The sequence below is a fragment of the Halomonas caseinilytica genome (assembly GCF_001662305.1).
Lineage (GTDB): Bacteria > Pseudomonadota > Gammaproteobacteria > Pseudomonadales > Halomonadaceae > Halomonas > Halomonas caseinilytica.
Genome location: NZ_BDEP01000004.1, coordinates 112,614 through 127,288 on the forward strand (window position 1 = coordinate 112,614; position 14,675 = coordinate 127,288).

13 protein-coding genes are annotated in these 14,675 nt (G+C 63.5%); 1 reads left to right on the forward strand and 12 read right to left on the reverse strand.

Features of this window, described 5'->3' with window-relative positions:
- Position 1 precedes the first annotated feature (1 nt).
- A complete protein-coding gene (cysM, locus tag A9O65_RS02410) occupies positions 2 to 898 on the reverse strand; it encodes a cysteine synthase CysM (protein ID WP_064698186.1) in 897 nt (298 codons plus the stop codon).
- Positions 899 to 1,016: 118 nt separating this feature from the next.
- On the opposite strand from cysM, the gene A9O65_RS02415 reads away from it, so the two are divergent.
- Positions 1,017 to 3,743 carry an ATP-binding protein gene (locus tag A9O65_RS02415; RefSeq protein ID WP_064701259.1) on the forward strand — a complete coding sequence of 909 codons (2,727 nt, stop codon included), beginning with the start codon at positions 1,017 to 1,019 and terminating at the stop codon, positions 3,741 to 3,743.
- On the opposite strand, the gene acpS is transcribed toward A9O65_RS02415, so the two are convergent.
- The 11 genes from acpS to rpoE form a co-directional block, all read right to left on the reverse strand.
- On the reverse strand, positions 3,683 to 4,060 hold the full coding sequence (gene acpS / locus A9O65_RS02420; RefSeq protein WP_064698184.1) for a holo-ACP synthase: 378 nt from the start codon (positions 4,058 to 4,060) through the stop codon (positions 3,683 to 3,685). The two genes, A9O65_RS02415 and acpS, sit on opposite strands and share 61 nt — an antisense overlap.
- The gene (gene pdxJ, locus A9O65_RS02425; protein WP_064698183.1) at positions 4,057 to 4,857 is read right to left on the reverse strand and encodes a pyridoxine 5'-phosphate synthase; all 801 of its coding nucleotides are present in this window, start codon (positions 4,855 to 4,857) and stop codon (positions 4,057 to 4,059) included. The genes acpS and pdxJ overlap by 4 nt, the downstream gene beginning before the upstream one ends.
- 118 nt (positions 4,858 to 4,975) lie before the next feature.
- Positions 4,976 to 5,677, reverse strand: coding sequence for a DNA repair protein RecO (recO, locus tag A9O65_RS02430; RefSeq protein ID WP_064698182.1), 702 nt, complete (start codon positions 5,675 to 5,677; stop codon positions 4,976 to 4,978).
- A 122-nt stretch (positions 5,678 to 5,799) separates the two neighbouring features.
- The gene (era, locus tag A9O65_RS02435; RefSeq protein ID WP_064701260.1) at positions 5,800 to 6,699 is read right to left on the reverse strand and encodes a GTPase Era; all 900 of its coding nucleotides are present in this window, start codon (positions 6,697 to 6,699) and stop codon (positions 5,800 to 5,802) included.
- Entirely contained in the window at positions 6,696 to 7,385 is a 690-nt protein-coding gene (gene rnc / locus A9O65_RS02440; protein WP_064701261.1) for a ribonuclease III, read from the reverse strand. The genes era and rnc overlap by 4 nt, the downstream gene beginning before the upstream one ends.
- 43 nt (positions 7,386 to 7,428) lie before the next feature.
- Positions 7,429 to 8,235 (reverse strand): signal peptidase I, encoded by an 807-nt coding sequence (gene lepB / locus A9O65_RS02445; protein ID WP_064698179.1) that lies wholly within the window; start codon positions 8,233 to 8,235, stop codon positions 7,429 to 7,431.
- Between the two features lie 15 nt (positions 8,236 to 8,250).
- Entirely contained in the window at positions 8,251 to 10,068 is a 1,818-nt protein-coding gene (gene lepA / locus A9O65_RS02450; RefSeq protein ID WP_064701262.1) for a translation elongation factor 4, read from the reverse strand.
- 176 nt (positions 10,069 to 10,244) lie between these two features.
- On the reverse strand, positions 10,245 to 11,681 hold the full coding sequence (locus A9O65_RS02455) for a DegQ family serine endoprotease (RefSeq protein WP_064701263.1): 1,437 nt from the start codon (positions 11,679 to 11,681) through the stop codon (positions 10,245 to 10,247).
- Positions 11,682 to 11,838: 157 nt separating this feature from the next.
- Positions 11,839 to 12,858 carry a MucB/RseB C-terminal domain-containing protein gene (locus A9O65_RS02460; protein WP_064701264.1) on the reverse strand — a complete coding sequence of 340 codons (1,020 nt, stop codon included), beginning with the start codon at positions 12,856 to 12,858 and terminating at the stop codon, positions 11,839 to 11,841.
- Positions 12,858 to 13,601, reverse strand: coding sequence for a sigma-E factor negative regulatory protein (locus A9O65_RS02465; RefSeq protein ID WP_064701265.1), 744 nt, complete (start codon positions 13,599 to 13,601; stop codon positions 12,858 to 12,860). The genes A9O65_RS02460 and A9O65_RS02465 overlap by 1 nt, the downstream gene beginning before the upstream one ends.
- 189 nt (positions 13,602 to 13,790) lie before the next feature.
- Positions 13,791 to 14,399, reverse strand: coding sequence for an RNA polymerase sigma factor RpoE (gene rpoE / locus A9O65_RS02470; RefSeq protein ID WP_064698174.1), 609 nt, complete (start codon positions 14,397 to 14,399; stop codon positions 13,791 to 13,793).
- Between the last annotated feature and the right edge of the window lie 276 nt (positions 14,400 to 14,675).

The window sequence follows — 14,675 nt, forward strand, 5'->3', positions numbered from 1 at the left end:
CTCAGATCTCCGGGGCGAACAAGCCGGTGGACAGGTAGCGATCCCCGCGATCGCAGACGATAAAGACGATCACGGCATTCTCGACCGTCTCGGCGACACGCAGCGCGCCGGCCAGGGCACCTCCCGAGGAGACGCCGGCAAAAATGCCCTCTTCTCGCGCCAGACGACGCATGTGCTCCTCCGCTTCGTACTGGCCGATATCCAGCACCTTGTCGACCCGCGAAGCATCGAAGATGCCGGGCAGGTACGCTTGTGGCCAACGCCGGATACCGGCGATGCTGGCACCATCCTCGGGTTGCAGGCCGACGATTTCCACCTCGGGATTGTATTCCTTGAGGCGCTGCGATACGCCCATGATGGTGCCGGTAGTGCCCATCGAACTGACGAAGTGGGTAATGGTGCCGCCGGTCTGCTCCCAAAGCTCCGGCGCCGTGGTTCGATAGTGCGCCAGGGGGTTGTCGGGATTGGAAAACTGGTCGAGCGGCTTGCCTTCGCCGCGAGCGATCATCGCCTCGGCCAGGTCTCGGGCTTCTTCCATCCCCCCTTCCTTGCTGACCTCGATGAGCTTGGCGCCATAGGCCGCCATGGCCTGCTTGCGTTCACTCGAGGCACTTTCCGGCATGATCAGGACCATCCGGTAGCCCTTGATGGCGGCAGCCATCGCCAGGGCGATGCCGGTATTGCCGGACGTGGCCTCGATGAGGGTGTCCCCGGGCGCGATGGTGCCACGCTGCTCGGCCTGGTCGAGCATCGACAGCGCCGGTCGATCCTTCACCGAGCCGGCGGGGTTGTTGCCCTCGAGCTTCGCCAGCAACGTGTTGTTGCGTCCGGCGGTGATGCGCTTGAGGCGAACCAGCGGCGTATGGCCGATGGTGTCCTCCAGGGTGGGGAATTGCATGCAGCCTTCCTTATGGAAAAGTCTGTAACGCATTATATCCTTGGCCGACCGGACTGGACAGGCATCCGCCCCGGCTGTGGCATACTGGGTCACGACATTCCCTTCGCGAGTCGCGCCGATGTCCTTCAAGACCCGCCTGATGCTCTGCATTCTCGTCCTGCCGCTGACCCTGCTCGGGCTGTTCGTCTTCGCGGCGGCCGAACTGGAAGACCGGCATCACCATCGGCAACTCGCCAGCCACTTGACCGAAACCGCCCGGATGCTGACCCCCGAGCTCGCCGAGGCACTGAACGAAGGCCATGCGGACCGCCTGTCCTCCATCGCCTCCCGGTTGCTCGAACTCGACGACGTCAGAGCCCTGGCCATCCGGGATGCCCAGGGGCATGTCCCCCTGGAGCTGGGCCGTCTGCGCGACATGCCCGCCGAGCTTCTCGCTGCCGACACTCCCCTGGTGCAGGATGGGGCCCAATGGCGACTGCGCTTGTCGCTGCCGGCGACCGACGCCCGTCTGCTCCTCGATATCGACGCCTCGCCACTGCCGCTGGCCTATTATCGCCAATTGGCCAGCGGAGGGCTGTTGCTGCTGCTCGCCGGGCTGCTGCTGTTCCTGGTCGCCTACTCGACGGTCCGTCGTCTCAGCCAACCTCTCGAGGAAGCCAGCGAGAGCCTGTCGCGCCTGGCTGCCGGCATGACCCCTGAACCCCTTCCCTTGCCTGGCGAGGCGGAACTCGCCCAGCTCGTGCAACGCCTCAACACGCTTCGCGATCACCTGGCCTGCGCCCACGACGACCTGCAGACCCAGGTCGAGCAGGCGACCCAGGAGCTCCAGGAATCCATGGAAACCATCGAGGTCCAGAACATCGAACTCGATCTGGCTCACCGACGCGCCCTGGAGGCCAACCGCGCCAAGTCCGAATTCCTGGCCAACATGAGCCACGAGATCCGCACGCCGCTCAACGGCATCATCGGTTTCTGCCGGCTGCTGCACCGTTCGGAACTGAGCATGCGACAGCGAGAATGGCTGGACCATGTCCAGCGCGCCTGCGACAACCTCCTGATGCTGGTCAACGATGTCCTCGATTTCTCCAAGATCGAGGCCGGCCGGCTGGAACTGGAGCATCGCCCGCTGGACATGGTCGCCCTGGTCGATGAAGTCCTGGGCCTCCAGGCGCCACAAGCGCAGCAGAAGGATCTGCAACTGCTCGGACTGGTGTATGACGACGTGCCCATGGAGCTGGTCGGCGACCCCCTGCGAATCCGCCAGGTCATGACCAACCTGGTCCACAACGCCGTCAAGTTCACCGATCGCGGCGAGGTCATCGTGCGCGTCTCGGTGGAAGACACCGCCCAGAACCAGACCACGCTGCGCATCTCGGTCAGCGACACCGGGATCGGGCTGTCAAAGGCGTGCCAGCAGCAACTCTTCGACGCCTTCCGCCAGGGAACCGTCAGCCATCAACGCCACTTCGGCGGCACTGGGCTGGGTCTGGCCATCTGCCGCCAGCTCGTCGAGCAGATGGGCGGCGAGATCGAGGTCGACAGCGTCCCCGACCAGGGCTCGACCTTCTCCTTTACGTTGCCCTTGAGCAATAACGGCAACCTAGAGCGGCCTCGAGAGGTCGATCTGGACGGTGCCGGCGTGGTGATTCTGGAACCGCATGTCACGACACGCCACGCCCTGCGCCATCTCGTGTCGCGCTGGGGCGGCCATCCCCTCGAGATCGACGATGTCGAGGTCGGCAGCGCGGAACTGGCGTTGATCGGCCTGTCCGCCGAGGAACTGCACGACGACGCCTCGAGCGGCTGGCGGGCACGACTGGCACGGCTCGGCTACCCAGCGCTGCTGATGGTCAACGCCAGCCCTCCCGACCTTCCCGACGAGCCACCGCTGCCCCATGGCGGTGAGATCCTGAGCAAGCCACTGGCCCGCCATAACCTGGCCGAGGCCATCCGGCGCATTCGACAGTCGAGGCTATCTGCCCCCCGGAAGACGAGCGCCGCCGGCACGCCCCACGACGACGCATCGCGCCCCTGGCACATCCTCTGCGTGGACGATACCGAATCCAATCGGCTGCTGCTCAAGGAACTGGTCCAGAGCACCGGGATCGAGGTCAGCCTGGCCGCTAGCGGCGAGGAAGCCCTTACCCTGGCCCGGCATACCACCTTCGACATGATCCTGATGGACATTCGCCTGCAGGGCATGGACGGCGTGGAAACCACCCGGGCACTGCGGCGTCTCGGAGGGCACTGGCGCCACATCCCCGTGATAGCCGTCACCGCTCACGTTCAGGATAATCAGCGCCGGGACCTGCTGGACAGCGGCCTGGACGACATGCTGGAAAAGCCGATCGATACCGCTCAGTTGTCCCAGTTGCTGCGACATCACCTCGGCGCCGGCCTCGAGACGGAGAACCCCGAGCCGACCCTCGCGCCACGCACCATCCGCAACGAGGATACCGAACTGGCCGAGATCGACCTGGCACTTGGCACTCGCCTCGCCGGGGGGCGCGAGGGAGTGGCCCGTCAGCTGCTCGAACAGCTGATCGCGTCGCTCGAGGAAACCGAGGCGGACATTCGCGACGCGGCCGAGCGAGGCGATGACGAGGCCCTCCTCGATGCCATTCATGGCCTCAACGGAGCCTGCCGCTACTGCGGCGTGCCGCGCCTGGCCCTGCTGGTGGAGACGCTCGAGACTCGCCTCAGGTCGCGCGGCAGCGACGCTGTGGCACCGTTGCTGCCGGACCTTTATGCCGCCATGGCAAGCCTGCGTTCACAGGGCAGCCATCAGCTCTCCAATACCACGAAGGCCATCGCAAAGGCCGCTTCATCCGACAATGACACATGAAGACTGCGGACACCCGCCGCCCTGGCCAACTCATCGGCGCGCCCCGATAGCCGCAGCGCGGGGCGGCCGAGCGTATCGTTGACCACCTGGATCTCGGTCCAGCGCATGCCGTGACGCAAGCCCGTTCCCAGCGCCTTGACAAAGGCCTCCTTGGCGGCAAAACGCTTGGCCAGATAATTCGCCGACCGTCCCCGGTCGCGGAAGTCCACCCGCTCATCCTCGCCCAGCAACCGCTCGACGAAACGTTCCCCATGTCGCGCGATGGCGCGCTCGAAACGCGCCACCCGGGCGATATCGGTCCCGACTCCGATGATCATGCGCCGCAACAACTCTCGTCGCCGTGCTCGTGGTCATGCTCGTCCAGCGCGGCCAGCAGGCCCGCTTCCTGGCCGGCAATGGCAAGCCGCTTCATCTCCGCCACCGCTTCCTTGAGGCCGACGAAGAGCGCGCGCGCGATCACGGCATGGCCGATGTTGAGTTCGTGCAGACCGGGAATCGCCGCGATGGCCTCGACATTATGATAGTTCAGGCCATGGCCAGCATTGACGACCAGCCCGAGTTCAGCGGCCATCTCCGCCGCCGCCACCAGCCGGACATGCTCCTGCCGGGCCACCTCACCGGTCGCCTCGGCATAGGCGCCGGTGTGCAACTCTACCGTCGGCGCCCCCGCCCTCGCGGCCGCCTCGACCTGCTCCGGCACCGGATCGATGAACAGCGAAACGTCACAGCCGACCGCCGCCAACCGACGGCAGGCCTCACTCACGGCATCCAGGCTGCCGGCCACATCAAGGCCGCCTTCGGTGGTCACCTCTTCCCGCTTCTCGGGTACCAGACAGACATGCGCCGGACGGATTTCCTCGGCGAACGCCAGCATCTCCTCGGTAACGGCCATCTCCAGATTCATGCGCGTGTTGAGCACCTCCGCCAGCAGGCGCACATCGCGCTCCTGGATATGGCGCCGATCCTCCCGCAGGTGAACGGTGATGCCATCGGCACCGGCCTCCTCGGCCAGCAAGGCCGCCTGGACCGGATCGGGATAGCGCGTGCCACGAGCCTGACGCAAGGTGGCGACATGATCGATGTTGACGCCTAACAGGATGCGGGGAGGATGCATGAAACTCTCCTTGTAAATGGAAGACGGAAGACGGAAGACGGACACAGGATATGGGATTTTCCGCTTTCTGACAGGTACGCAGCGCCGTTCTTGCCTCGTCAAGTGGCGAAACCGCGTCTCACGATTCTCGACGAAGCCGGGCGGAGGCAAGCTGATGCATCAACTCCCGTGAACGCAGTGGCCGGCTACCCAGCAAGGGCGCCAGGGCGGCGCGCATTACCGCCTTGGCCGGCCCGGCCAGGCCGGGGGCACTCCAGTCTCCCGTCGCAAGCAGCTTGAGGGTACGTCCATCGATGCCTCGCTCACCGAGAACAAAAGCCCGCGAGTCAGTATCGAAGACGTAGCGTGTTTGCGGGTCAAGTTGCTGGCCATCGGGCCCCACAAAGCGAGGTTCGGCATCCAGGGCCTCGAGCAGGGCAAATTCCAGGCGTCGCAACGCCCCGGCCCGCCCCTCCGGATGCGGCAGGGCATCGAGGGCGGCGGCATAGAAGGCGAAGACATCGTCCACCGACAACTCGACCGGCAATAGGCGAGCCAGCAACTCGTTCGCATATAACCCGCAGAGCAGGCCCTCGCCGGCCAGCATGGCAGCCGTTCCCTGGCTTTCCATCAGCGCCAGGCGCTTGAGGTCTCCACTACCGCTCCAGGTGACATGCAGGGGTGCGAACGGCTGAAGCACGCCACGCAGCCGACTGCCCGGGCGCTGTACCCCTCGTGCCACGGCCCGTACGCGCCCATGGTGAAATGTCAGCAATTCCACCAGGGCGCTGGTTTCGCGATAGGGCCGCTTGTGAAGCAGGTAAGCCGGTTCAGGAGTCATGGGACGCCGTGCATGAGAAGCCACCCCGAGCCAGGCCCGAAGCTGAAGAAATGCGCACTGCTGGATACGAGACCCGCCGCATACGCGCTGCGCGCCTCGAAAATCGGACGCCCAAAACGGCGTCAGTCTAAATCATAGCCGAGGCTCTTCAAGGCTCGGTCATCATCGGACCAGCCCCGCTTGACCTTGACCCAGAGGTTGAGCATGACCTTGGTGCCGACCAAGCGTTCCAGCTCGAGCCGGGCATCGCGCCCGATCTGCTTGATGCGCTCACCACGATCACCGATCAGGATCTTCTTCTGGCCCTGCCGCTCCACCATGATCAGTGCGCTGATGTGCGTGACGCGTCCTTCTTCTCGAAATTCCTCGATCTCGACGGTCATCTGATAGGGAAGCTCATCGCCGAGCTGCCGCATGATCTTCTCACGCACCAGCTCCGCCGCCAAAAAGCGCAGGCTGCGATCGGTGACCTGGTCATCGGGGAAATAGTGCACGCTCTCGGGCAGGTGCCTGGCGACCTCGGCCTCGAGTTCGGCCACGTTGGTGCCGTGCTTGGCGGCAACGGGCACGATGGCGGCGAAATGGCGACGCCCACGCACCTCGTCGAGCCAGGGCAGCAATGTCGACTTGTCGTTGAGCCGATCGACCTTGTTCACGGCCAGGATCACCGGCGCCTCGACCGTGGCCAGTCGCTCCAGAACCACCTGATCCTCGGCGGTCCAGCGGGTGCGATCAATGATGAAGATCACGCAGTCCACGTCACGCAGGGCCTGAGTGGCCGCCTGGTTCATGAAACGGTTGATCGCCTTGTTGCGATCCTTCTCGAGCAGATGAATGCCCGGCGTGTCGACATAGATGAACTGGGTGTCACCCTCGGTCTTGATCCCCATCACCTGATGGCGCGTCGTCTGCGGGCGCCGCGAGGTGATCGAGATCTTCTGACCGAGGATATGATTCATCAATGTCGACTTGCCGACATTCGGCCGACCGACGATGGCCACGAAACCACAGGTCTGGGTCATGCTCGCGCTCCCTTTTTCTCGAGCTGCGTCAGGGCCTGTTCGGCGGCCTGCTGCTCGGCGTGTCGACGACTGGAGCCGATACCCAGGGTGTGCTCTTCGAGCATTTCCACATGGCATTCGACAGTGAAGGTCTGCGCATGGGCCTCGCCTTCCACGGAGATCACCTCATAACGCGGCAACGCGACCTGGCGGGATTGCAGGAACTCCTGCAGGCGAGTCTTGGGGTCCTTCTGGGTATCCTGGAGGTTGATGGTTTCCAGCCGCTCGGCAAACCAGGAGAGCACCCGGGTCCGCGCGGTATCCATGCCGGCATCCAGGTAAATGGCGCCGATCACCGCCTCCACGGCATCGGCCAGTATGGAATCGCGACGATGACCACCGCTTTTCATTTCGCCCGACCCCAGACGCAGGCACTCGCCGAAATCCATTTCCCGGGCCAGCTCGGCCAGGGTCTGCCCCTTGACCAGTCGGGCACGCAGACGCGACAACTGCCCTTCCCGCGCCTGAGGGAAACGCTGGAAGAGGTCCTCGGCGATGACGAAGTTGACGATGGAATCGCCGAGGAACTCCAGGCGTTCATTGTTGCGACCACCATAACTGCGGTGGGTCATGGCCAGCTCAAGCAGCTCGGGCTGAGAAAAGCGGTGCCCGATGCGGCGGCTGAAAATATCGAGGGAATTGCTCACGAAGCTCCTGCTATATCATGACAACGATGCCGTTCCCGGCATCTCAATGAATACCACGCACATCGGTAAAGCTCGGCAGACCACCATCCCAGTGCATCCACACGGCGAAGGCCTTGCCCACGACGTTCTCCTCCGGGACGAACCCCCAGTAGCGGCTGTCGTTGGAGTGGTCGCGGTTGTCGCCCATGGCGAAGTAATGGCCTTCCGGCACTACGAGCTCACGCACCTGCGGTCCCGGATCACGAGGATTATTGTAGATATCATGCGCCACCTCGCCCAGTTGCTCTTCCAGCAGCAACTCATCGGGCTCTCCGGGAGGGCCAGCTTCCAGCAGGCGCTTGGGCACCGGCTCGCCATTGACGTAGAGTTGCTTGTCCTCGTAGCGGATATGATCGCCCGGCAGGCCGATCACGCGCTTGATGAAGTTCACCGAGGGATCTTCCGGAAAGCGGAATACCATCACATCGCCACGCTCCGGCTCACCGAGATCGACGACCTTGGTATTGGTCACCGGTAGCCGCAGTCCATAGGCAAACTTGTTGACGAGGATGAAATCCCCGACCTCCAGGGTCGGGCGCATCGACCCCGAAGGTATCTGGAATGGCTCGACCAGAAAGCTGCGCAGCAGCAGAACCACCAGCAACACGGGAAAGAACGAGCGGGCATAATCTACCGGCCAGGGGTCCTTGAGCGCCTTCTCGCGCGCTGCCGGGTCGATGCCCTCGGTGGTGCCGGCCTCGGTGCTGGCGGTCAGTCGCGCGCGCCGCGCCGGACGCCACCAGATCAGGTCGAGCAGCCAGATCAGCCCGGTGATCGCCACCGCCACCACCAGCAGAAGTGCAAAATCCATTGTCTTCGTCCTTCCCTAGTCGTTCACCTTGAGCACGGCGAGGAAGGCATCCTGGGGTATCTCGACCCGGCCGACCTGCTTCATGCGTTTCTTGCCCGCCTTCTGCTTCTCGAGCAGTTTCTTCTTGCGCGTCGTGTCGCCGCCGTAACACTTGGCGGTCACATTCTTGCGCAGCGCCTTGACGGTGGAACGCGCCACGATCTGGCCACCGATCGCGGCCTGGATGGCGACATCGAACATCTGGCGGGGAATCAGTTCCTTCATCTTCTCGACCAGGGCCCGTCCTCGTGAGTGGGCATGGTCGCGATGAATGATCACCGCCAGGGCATCGACGCGGTCACCATTGATCAGCACGTCCAGACGCGACAGATTGGCGGCTTCGAAGCGCTCGAAGTTGTATTCGAGCGAGGCATATCCCTTGGAGATGGACTTCAGGCGATCGAAGAAGTCCATCACTACCTCGGACATGGGCAGCTCATAGGTCAACTGAATCTGGCTGCCCAGAAACAGCATGTCCAGTTGGGTGCCACGCCGTTGCTCGCATTCGGCGATGACATTGCCGACGAAGTCCTGCGGTACCAGGATGCTGGCACGCACGACGGGCTCGCGCATTTCCTCCACATCCGCCATGTCGGGCAGCTTGGAAGGGTTGGAGACATAGCGCGTCTCGCCATTCTTCATGGCGAGCTCGTAGACCACGGTCGGTGCCGTGGTCAGCAAGTCCAGGTCATACTCGCGCTCGAGTCGTTCCTGGATGATCTCCATGTGCAGGGTCCCGAGGAAACCAACCCGGAAACCGAAGCCCATGGCATCGGAGTTTTCCGGCTCGTAATCCAGGGAGGCGTCGTTGAGCGCCAGCTTCTCCAGGGCGTCGCGGAAGTCCTCGTAATCATCGGAGCTGACCGGGAACATACCGGCGTAGACCTGGGGCTTGACCTTCTGGAAGCCCGGCAGCCGCTTCACGTCCGGTGTCTTGGTATGGATGATGGTGTCGCCTACCGGGGCGCCATGGATGTCCTTGATGCCGGCGACCACGAAGCCCACTTCGCCGGCACGCAGCACATCGGTCTGGCGACGCTGCGGCGTGAAGATGCCGACCTCGGAAGCCTGCCAGTCACGCCCGGTCGAGCTGATGCGAATCTTGTCGCCCTTCTTCAGGGTGCCGTCGAAGATGCGCACCAGCGACACCACCCCCAGGTAGTTATCGAACCAGGAATCGATGATCAGCGCTTGCAGAGGCTTTTCGGGATCGCCCTTGGGCGGCGGAATGTCACGCACCAAGCGCTCCAGAAGCTCATTGATGCCCAGGCCGCTCTTGGCGGACACCTGGCAGGCATCGGTGGCGTCCAGGCCGATGATCTCCTCGATCTCCTCGCCCACCTTGGCCGGATCGGCCTGGGGCAGGTCCATCTTGTTGAGCACCGGCAGAACCTCGAGCCCCTGCTCGATGGCCGTGTAGCAGTTGGCCACCGACTGCGCCTCGACCCCCTGGGCAGCATCCACTACCAGCAGGGCGCCCTCGCAGGCATACAGCGAACGCGACACTTCATAGGAGAAATCGACGTGCCCGGGCGTATCGATGAAATTGAGCTGGTAGACGTTGCCATCCTGAGCGTGATAATCGAGCGTCACCGACTGCGCCTTGATGGTGATGCCCCGTTCACGCTCGAGATCCATCGAATCGAGAACCTGTTCCTTGAGCTCGCGTTCGGTGAGGCCGCCGCAGGTCTGGATCAGACGATCGGCCAGGGTCGACTTGCCGTGGTCGATGTGGGCAATGATCGAAAAGTTTCGTATCCCGTTGATTATCTTGCGATTATCAGTGTCTGTCATTCAATAAGGTCCGCTTCGTGTACGCGCTCCGTACAGGCTTGGCCAGTGCCGCCGTTCGAGCGAGCGCGGCGAGAAAGATGCGCGCATTGTAGCGGCATGCGCCTGACAGATACAGCGACCCGACGGCCTTGGCCGTCGGGTCGCTGTTCAGGATTGGTCATGGAGCGAAGGTTTCATCACTCCTGCGCCAGCCGCAGGGCCACGTAGTAGGAATGGCCGTTACGATACAGACGCACCGGTACCGAGCGATCCTCGGGCAGTTCACCGATCAGTTCCCGGAGCTGCTCCGGGCTCTCCACTGCATGTTCACCGATGCTGACCAGGATATCGCCGGCCCGAATTCCCGCCTCGGCGGCAATGCCCGTGGGATCGACCTCGACCACGCGCACGCCATGGTCGATAGCCTGGTCGTGCTGGCCACTCTCCAGCGGCCGGACGACGATCCCCAGGCGCGCCGGCGACGCATCCCCATCCTGTCCGCTGCCGTTCTGCTGGGCATCCGGCCAGTCACCGACGGACACGGTCACGGTCTGGTGTTCGCCATTGCGCAGCACTTCGAGATCGACATCCTCTCCTGGTGCCACGCGACCGATCAGGCGCGGCAGGGTGCTGGAGCGATCCACGGCCTGGCCATCCACTTCGAGGATGACATCGCCGGCCTTCAGCCCATCCCGCGCGGCCGGCCCCTCGGGATCGAGATCGGCGATCAGCGCGCCCTGGGGCTTATCCATGCCGAAGGAATCGGCCAGATCACGGGACACCGGCTGGATCATCACGCCGAGCCATCCCCGGCTCACCGAGCCGTCGTTACGCAGTTGATCCGCCACATCCATCGCCACATCGATCGGAATGGCGAAGGAAAGGCCCATGTAGCCACCGCTGCGGGTGAATATCTGCGAATTGATGCCGATCACCTCGCCATCCAGGTTGAACAGCGGCCCGCCGGAGTTGCCCGGGTTGATCGCTACGTCCGTCTGGATGAAGGGGACATAGACATCCCGCGGCAGCGTCCGGTTGATGGCACTGATGATCCCGGAGGTCACTGAATGATCCAGGCCGAAGGGCGAGCCGATGGCGGCAACCCACTGCCCCACTTTCAGATCCTCGGACTTGCCGAGGGTCAGTGTCGGCAGGTTGTCGGCATCGACCTTGAGCACGGCAACGTCGGTCTTGGTATCGGCGCCAACCAGTTCGGCCTTGAGTTCGCGGCTATCGTTGAGGCGCACGAGGATCTCATCGGCTCCCTTGACCACATGGGCATTGGTCATGATGTAGCCATCCTCGCTGATGATGAAGCCCGAGCCCAGCGAACGACGCTCTTCACTGTGGCCATGGGCCCCGGGCGGCATCGGCATCCCTTCGCCAAAACGCTCACCGAAGCGTTCACCGAAAAAGTGCCTGAAGATCTCTGGCAGTTCCTGACCGCCAAACTGGTCGAACGGCATGCTGCGGGTTTCCACCTCACGCGAGGTGGAGATGTTGACGACCGCCGGGGCAGCGTCTTCCACCAGGCCGGTGAAGTCCGGCAACTCCTGCGCCATGGCGGACTGGCTGGCGAGCACCGCCAGGCTGAGAAGCATCCACAGGGCTAGGTGTCGCGTCATGCGTGTCATGAAAGACTCCTGTGACAGGGTTGGGTTGGATGAGGATCTTGCATTCCTCTAAACCACAGTGGTGCGAAAAGGTTCAGAAGCCTGAGATATTCCCGGGGAACACGGATACATGGCTGTCAGCTCGGTCGACGACGCCTGCATCAGAAGACATGTCGGGTCACGGGGAAGAAGCGCTATCCGAGGAAGACGCAGCAGTGCTCTGCCCTCCGTGCCACTCGATGGACTCGGCCACTCGCTTCAGGACAGCAGGTGGCAGCTCGCCCATGACCACCACCTGGCGCGGGCGCCCACCCAGCTCGCTGTGCCGCACGGCTGCATGGGATACGCCAAGGCGATGCACGCCGGGCTTGAGCAGCTTCTGCCCGGACACGACCTCGACGAACAAGCTGAGAGTGGCAAGCCCATCGCCGTAGATCCGTTGCTCCACACCGGGGCGCGAACTCTCGGATGTCCCGGCAGCCTGCAACGCGAAACCGTCAGGCAACCAGCCAGGACGCCAGGCGCGCTCGTCCTGGTCGACGTCCCGTGACAGCCGTTCGATCCCCCCTTGATACAATCGGGGATTACGCAACTCGGTAATCTGGAAGGTTTCGACGGCACGACCGCGCTCGTCGAGCAGGACTTGCTTGAGCGGCAAGGCCGTGGTCGCATCCAGCCACAGGTGGCGCCCGTAACGCTGGTCATCCAGCGGCTCGATCTCGAGACGGACCGCGTGTCGACTGGCGATGCGCGACTCGCCGGCCAGGCGAAGACGATAGAAGTCCTCGAGATGCCTGGTCCTGGCACCGAGACGCTCCGGGCTCCCTTCGCCACCGAGACCACCGAGCCGAGCGGCGCCGCCGCGTCGCTCATGGACCGCCGGAGGGCCATCCAGAAAACGGGCCACCTCGCGCTCGACACCATCCTCGATGTCGTGGGACAGCGCCAGTGTCCGGACGCCATCGACACCGATGCGTACCGCACTGGCCTGAAAGGCATAACAATGACTCGCCCAGCGACTGCGGACGAACCAGGCCTCGGCCGAACTCGGCGTCTCTTGCTCGTCAAGGGCGACGCAATCGAGGGCCTCGCTGGCAGATGCTGTCGTCGACGCCTCCCGGGCCATCGCCGGTAAGGCAACACAACCTGCCAGCAGGACACAGGCAATGCGGCCCGAGCGTTTCCGCCGATGCCACATCAACGTTGCCCCAGCGGCTCGCTTCCGGTGGAACGCAGCAGCGGCATCCAGACATCGGCGCCATTGGCGGCGGCACCCTCGGCATGCCGGTTCAGGTAGGACTGCAGCAAGCGGGCCTGTTGTTGATCCATGCTCATCGACTGCCGCTGGCTCGGTGACATCATCATCGGATAGGCATCAGCGCCCACAGTCATCAGGCCGCTGTTGCCCGAAGACGACTGGAACATCGGCAAGTCGGCCAGCGAGGGGCCCTGACTCGCCCGCATCGCGCCACTGTTGGCGGACGATGCAGCCGGGGCAGCAACGTTGGTCGCCATGGCACCGCCGGAACCGGAAACACCGACAGAGGCCGGGGCATCGGCACTGGACGCCAGCGACGACGCCTCATCCCCCTGGAGCGGCGAGGCTCCGTTGTAGAACTGCACCCCGGTGATGACCATCAGCGATACCGCAGCGGCAACACCAGCGCTGCGCGCCAGCGGCAGGGAACGCCGCCCCTGGGACGCCGATTCGGCGAGCGGCAACGGCTCGTCCTCCAGGCGTGCCATCACGCCCACCGAAAGATCGATGCTCGTGTCGACGTCGCTCTCGCGACGCAGCATGCTGCGCATCAAATGGTAGCGGCGCCAGGTGTCCGCCGCATCGGGTTCATCGTCCAGCGATTTCAATACACGACGCAACTCGAGCTCATCGCCCTCGTTGTCCATCAGTGCAGAAAGCGATTCCCGTGCGTTCTGACTCATTTCTTCACACCCTCACACTCATCAAGGCTGGCCCGCCTTGCATCCATTGGAAGCCCGGTAGTCCGGCATGGCCTGCCATGCCGATCGCGCCGAGGAGCCACTACCTCACCGCAAGCAGGCCGGTCACCGCATATGACGTCACAACAGCGCGACAGTTCAGCCAATCGACAAAAACCATGCAAATTCGCCTCATTCGGTCATCGTCTCCTGATTGCGGGACGTGGTGACCAGTGGTCGAATATGTTGATCCACGGCCTCTCGCGCACGGAATATCCGCGAACGCACCGTCCCTACCGGACATTCCATGATATTGGCGATATCCTCATAGGAGAGGCCGTCGAGTTCACGCAGCGTGATCGCCGTGCGCAGATCCTCCGGCAGCCCCTCGATGGCCTCGAATACCGCCGCCTGGAGCTGGTCCCGGGCAATCGACGCCTCCGGCGTCTCGATATCGGCCAGCCGACCGCTGTGGTCGACGATCTCGGCATCCACGATATCCATGTCGCTGCCCGGCGGGCGTCGTCCCTTGGATACCAGGTGATTCTTGGCGGTATTGATGGCGATCCGATACATCCAGGTGTAGAAGGCGCTCTCGGCCCGAAATTTCCCCAGCGCTCGGTAAGCCTTGATGAAAGCCTCCTGCGCCACGTCCTGGACTTCGGCGTGATCATGCACATAACGGCCGATCAATCCGATGATCTTGTGCTGATACTTCTTGACCAGCAGATCGAACGCCCGGGTATCCCCCTTCTGGGCACGCTCGACGAGTTGCTGATCGGTCTCCCGAGTCGTGCCCATTCAAGGCCTCCCCGGGATGGGAGAATGACGAAACGCCGGCTGGCGGCATCGCAATGAAACGGGTGTCGCTGTCATAAATGTCAACCTGAAGCCCTGGCCGCTAGGCACAATGTCATGGTGCGCCCGTGAAAGTCGTGCTCAAGTGTTCCTGTTTCTCGAGCATCCATCAAGCCGGCGGCTCCGGACCGCCCTGCCGGCGCTGTGACAATCGACACGCTTCACGGTTCCCAGATGATTGAATTTGCTCGACTCGCGGGCGATAGTAGGCGCCATTCG

Bases quoted from the DNA above. Each gene is read 5' to 3' on its own strand.
- A9O65_RS02465 (WP_064701265.1), bottom strand. From the start codon at position 13,601: ATGAGTCAGAACGCACGGGAATCGCTTTCTGCACTGATGGACAACGAG.
- A9O65_RS02455 (WP_064701263.1), bottom strand. From the start codon at position 11,681: ATGACACGCATGACGCGACACCTAGCCCTGTGGATGCTTCTCAGCCTG.
- cysM (WP_064698186.1), bottom strand. From the start codon at position 898: ATGCAATTCCCCACCCTGGAGGACACCATCGGCCATACGCCGCTGGTT.
- rpoE (WP_064698174.1), bottom strand. From the start codon at position 14,399: ATGGGCACGACTCGGGAGACCGATCAGCAACTCGTCGAGCGTGCCCAG.
- A9O65_RS02460 (WP_064701264.1), bottom strand. From the start codon at position 12,858: ATGTGGCATCGGCGGAAACGCTCGGGCCGCATTGCCTGTGTCCTGCTG.
- recO (WP_064698182.1), bottom strand. From the start codon at position 5,677: ATGACTCCTGAACCGGCTTACCTGCTTCACAAGCGGCCCTATCGCGAA.
- pdxJ (WP_064698183.1), bottom strand. From the start codon at position 4,857: ATGCATCCTCCCCGCATCCTGTTAGGCGTCAACATCGATCATGTCGCC.
- lepA (WP_064701262.1), bottom strand. From the start codon at position 10,068: ATGACAGACACTGATAATCGCAAGATAATCAACGGGATACGAAACTTT.
- era (WP_064701260.1), bottom strand. From the start codon at position 6,699: ATGACCCAGACCTGTGGTTTCGTGGCCATCGTCGGTCGGCCGAATGTC.
- A9O65_RS02415 (WP_064701259.1), top strand. From the start codon at position 1,017: ATGTCCTTCAAGACCCGCCTGATGCTCTGCATTCTCGTCCTGCCGCTG.
- lepB (WP_064698179.1), bottom strand. From the start codon at position 8,235: ATGGATTTTGCACTTCTGCTGGTGGTGGCGGTGGCGATCACCGGGCTG.
- acpS (WP_064698184.1), bottom strand. From the start codon at position 4,060: ATGATCATCGGAGTCGGGACCGATATCGCCCGGGTGGCGCGTTTCGAG.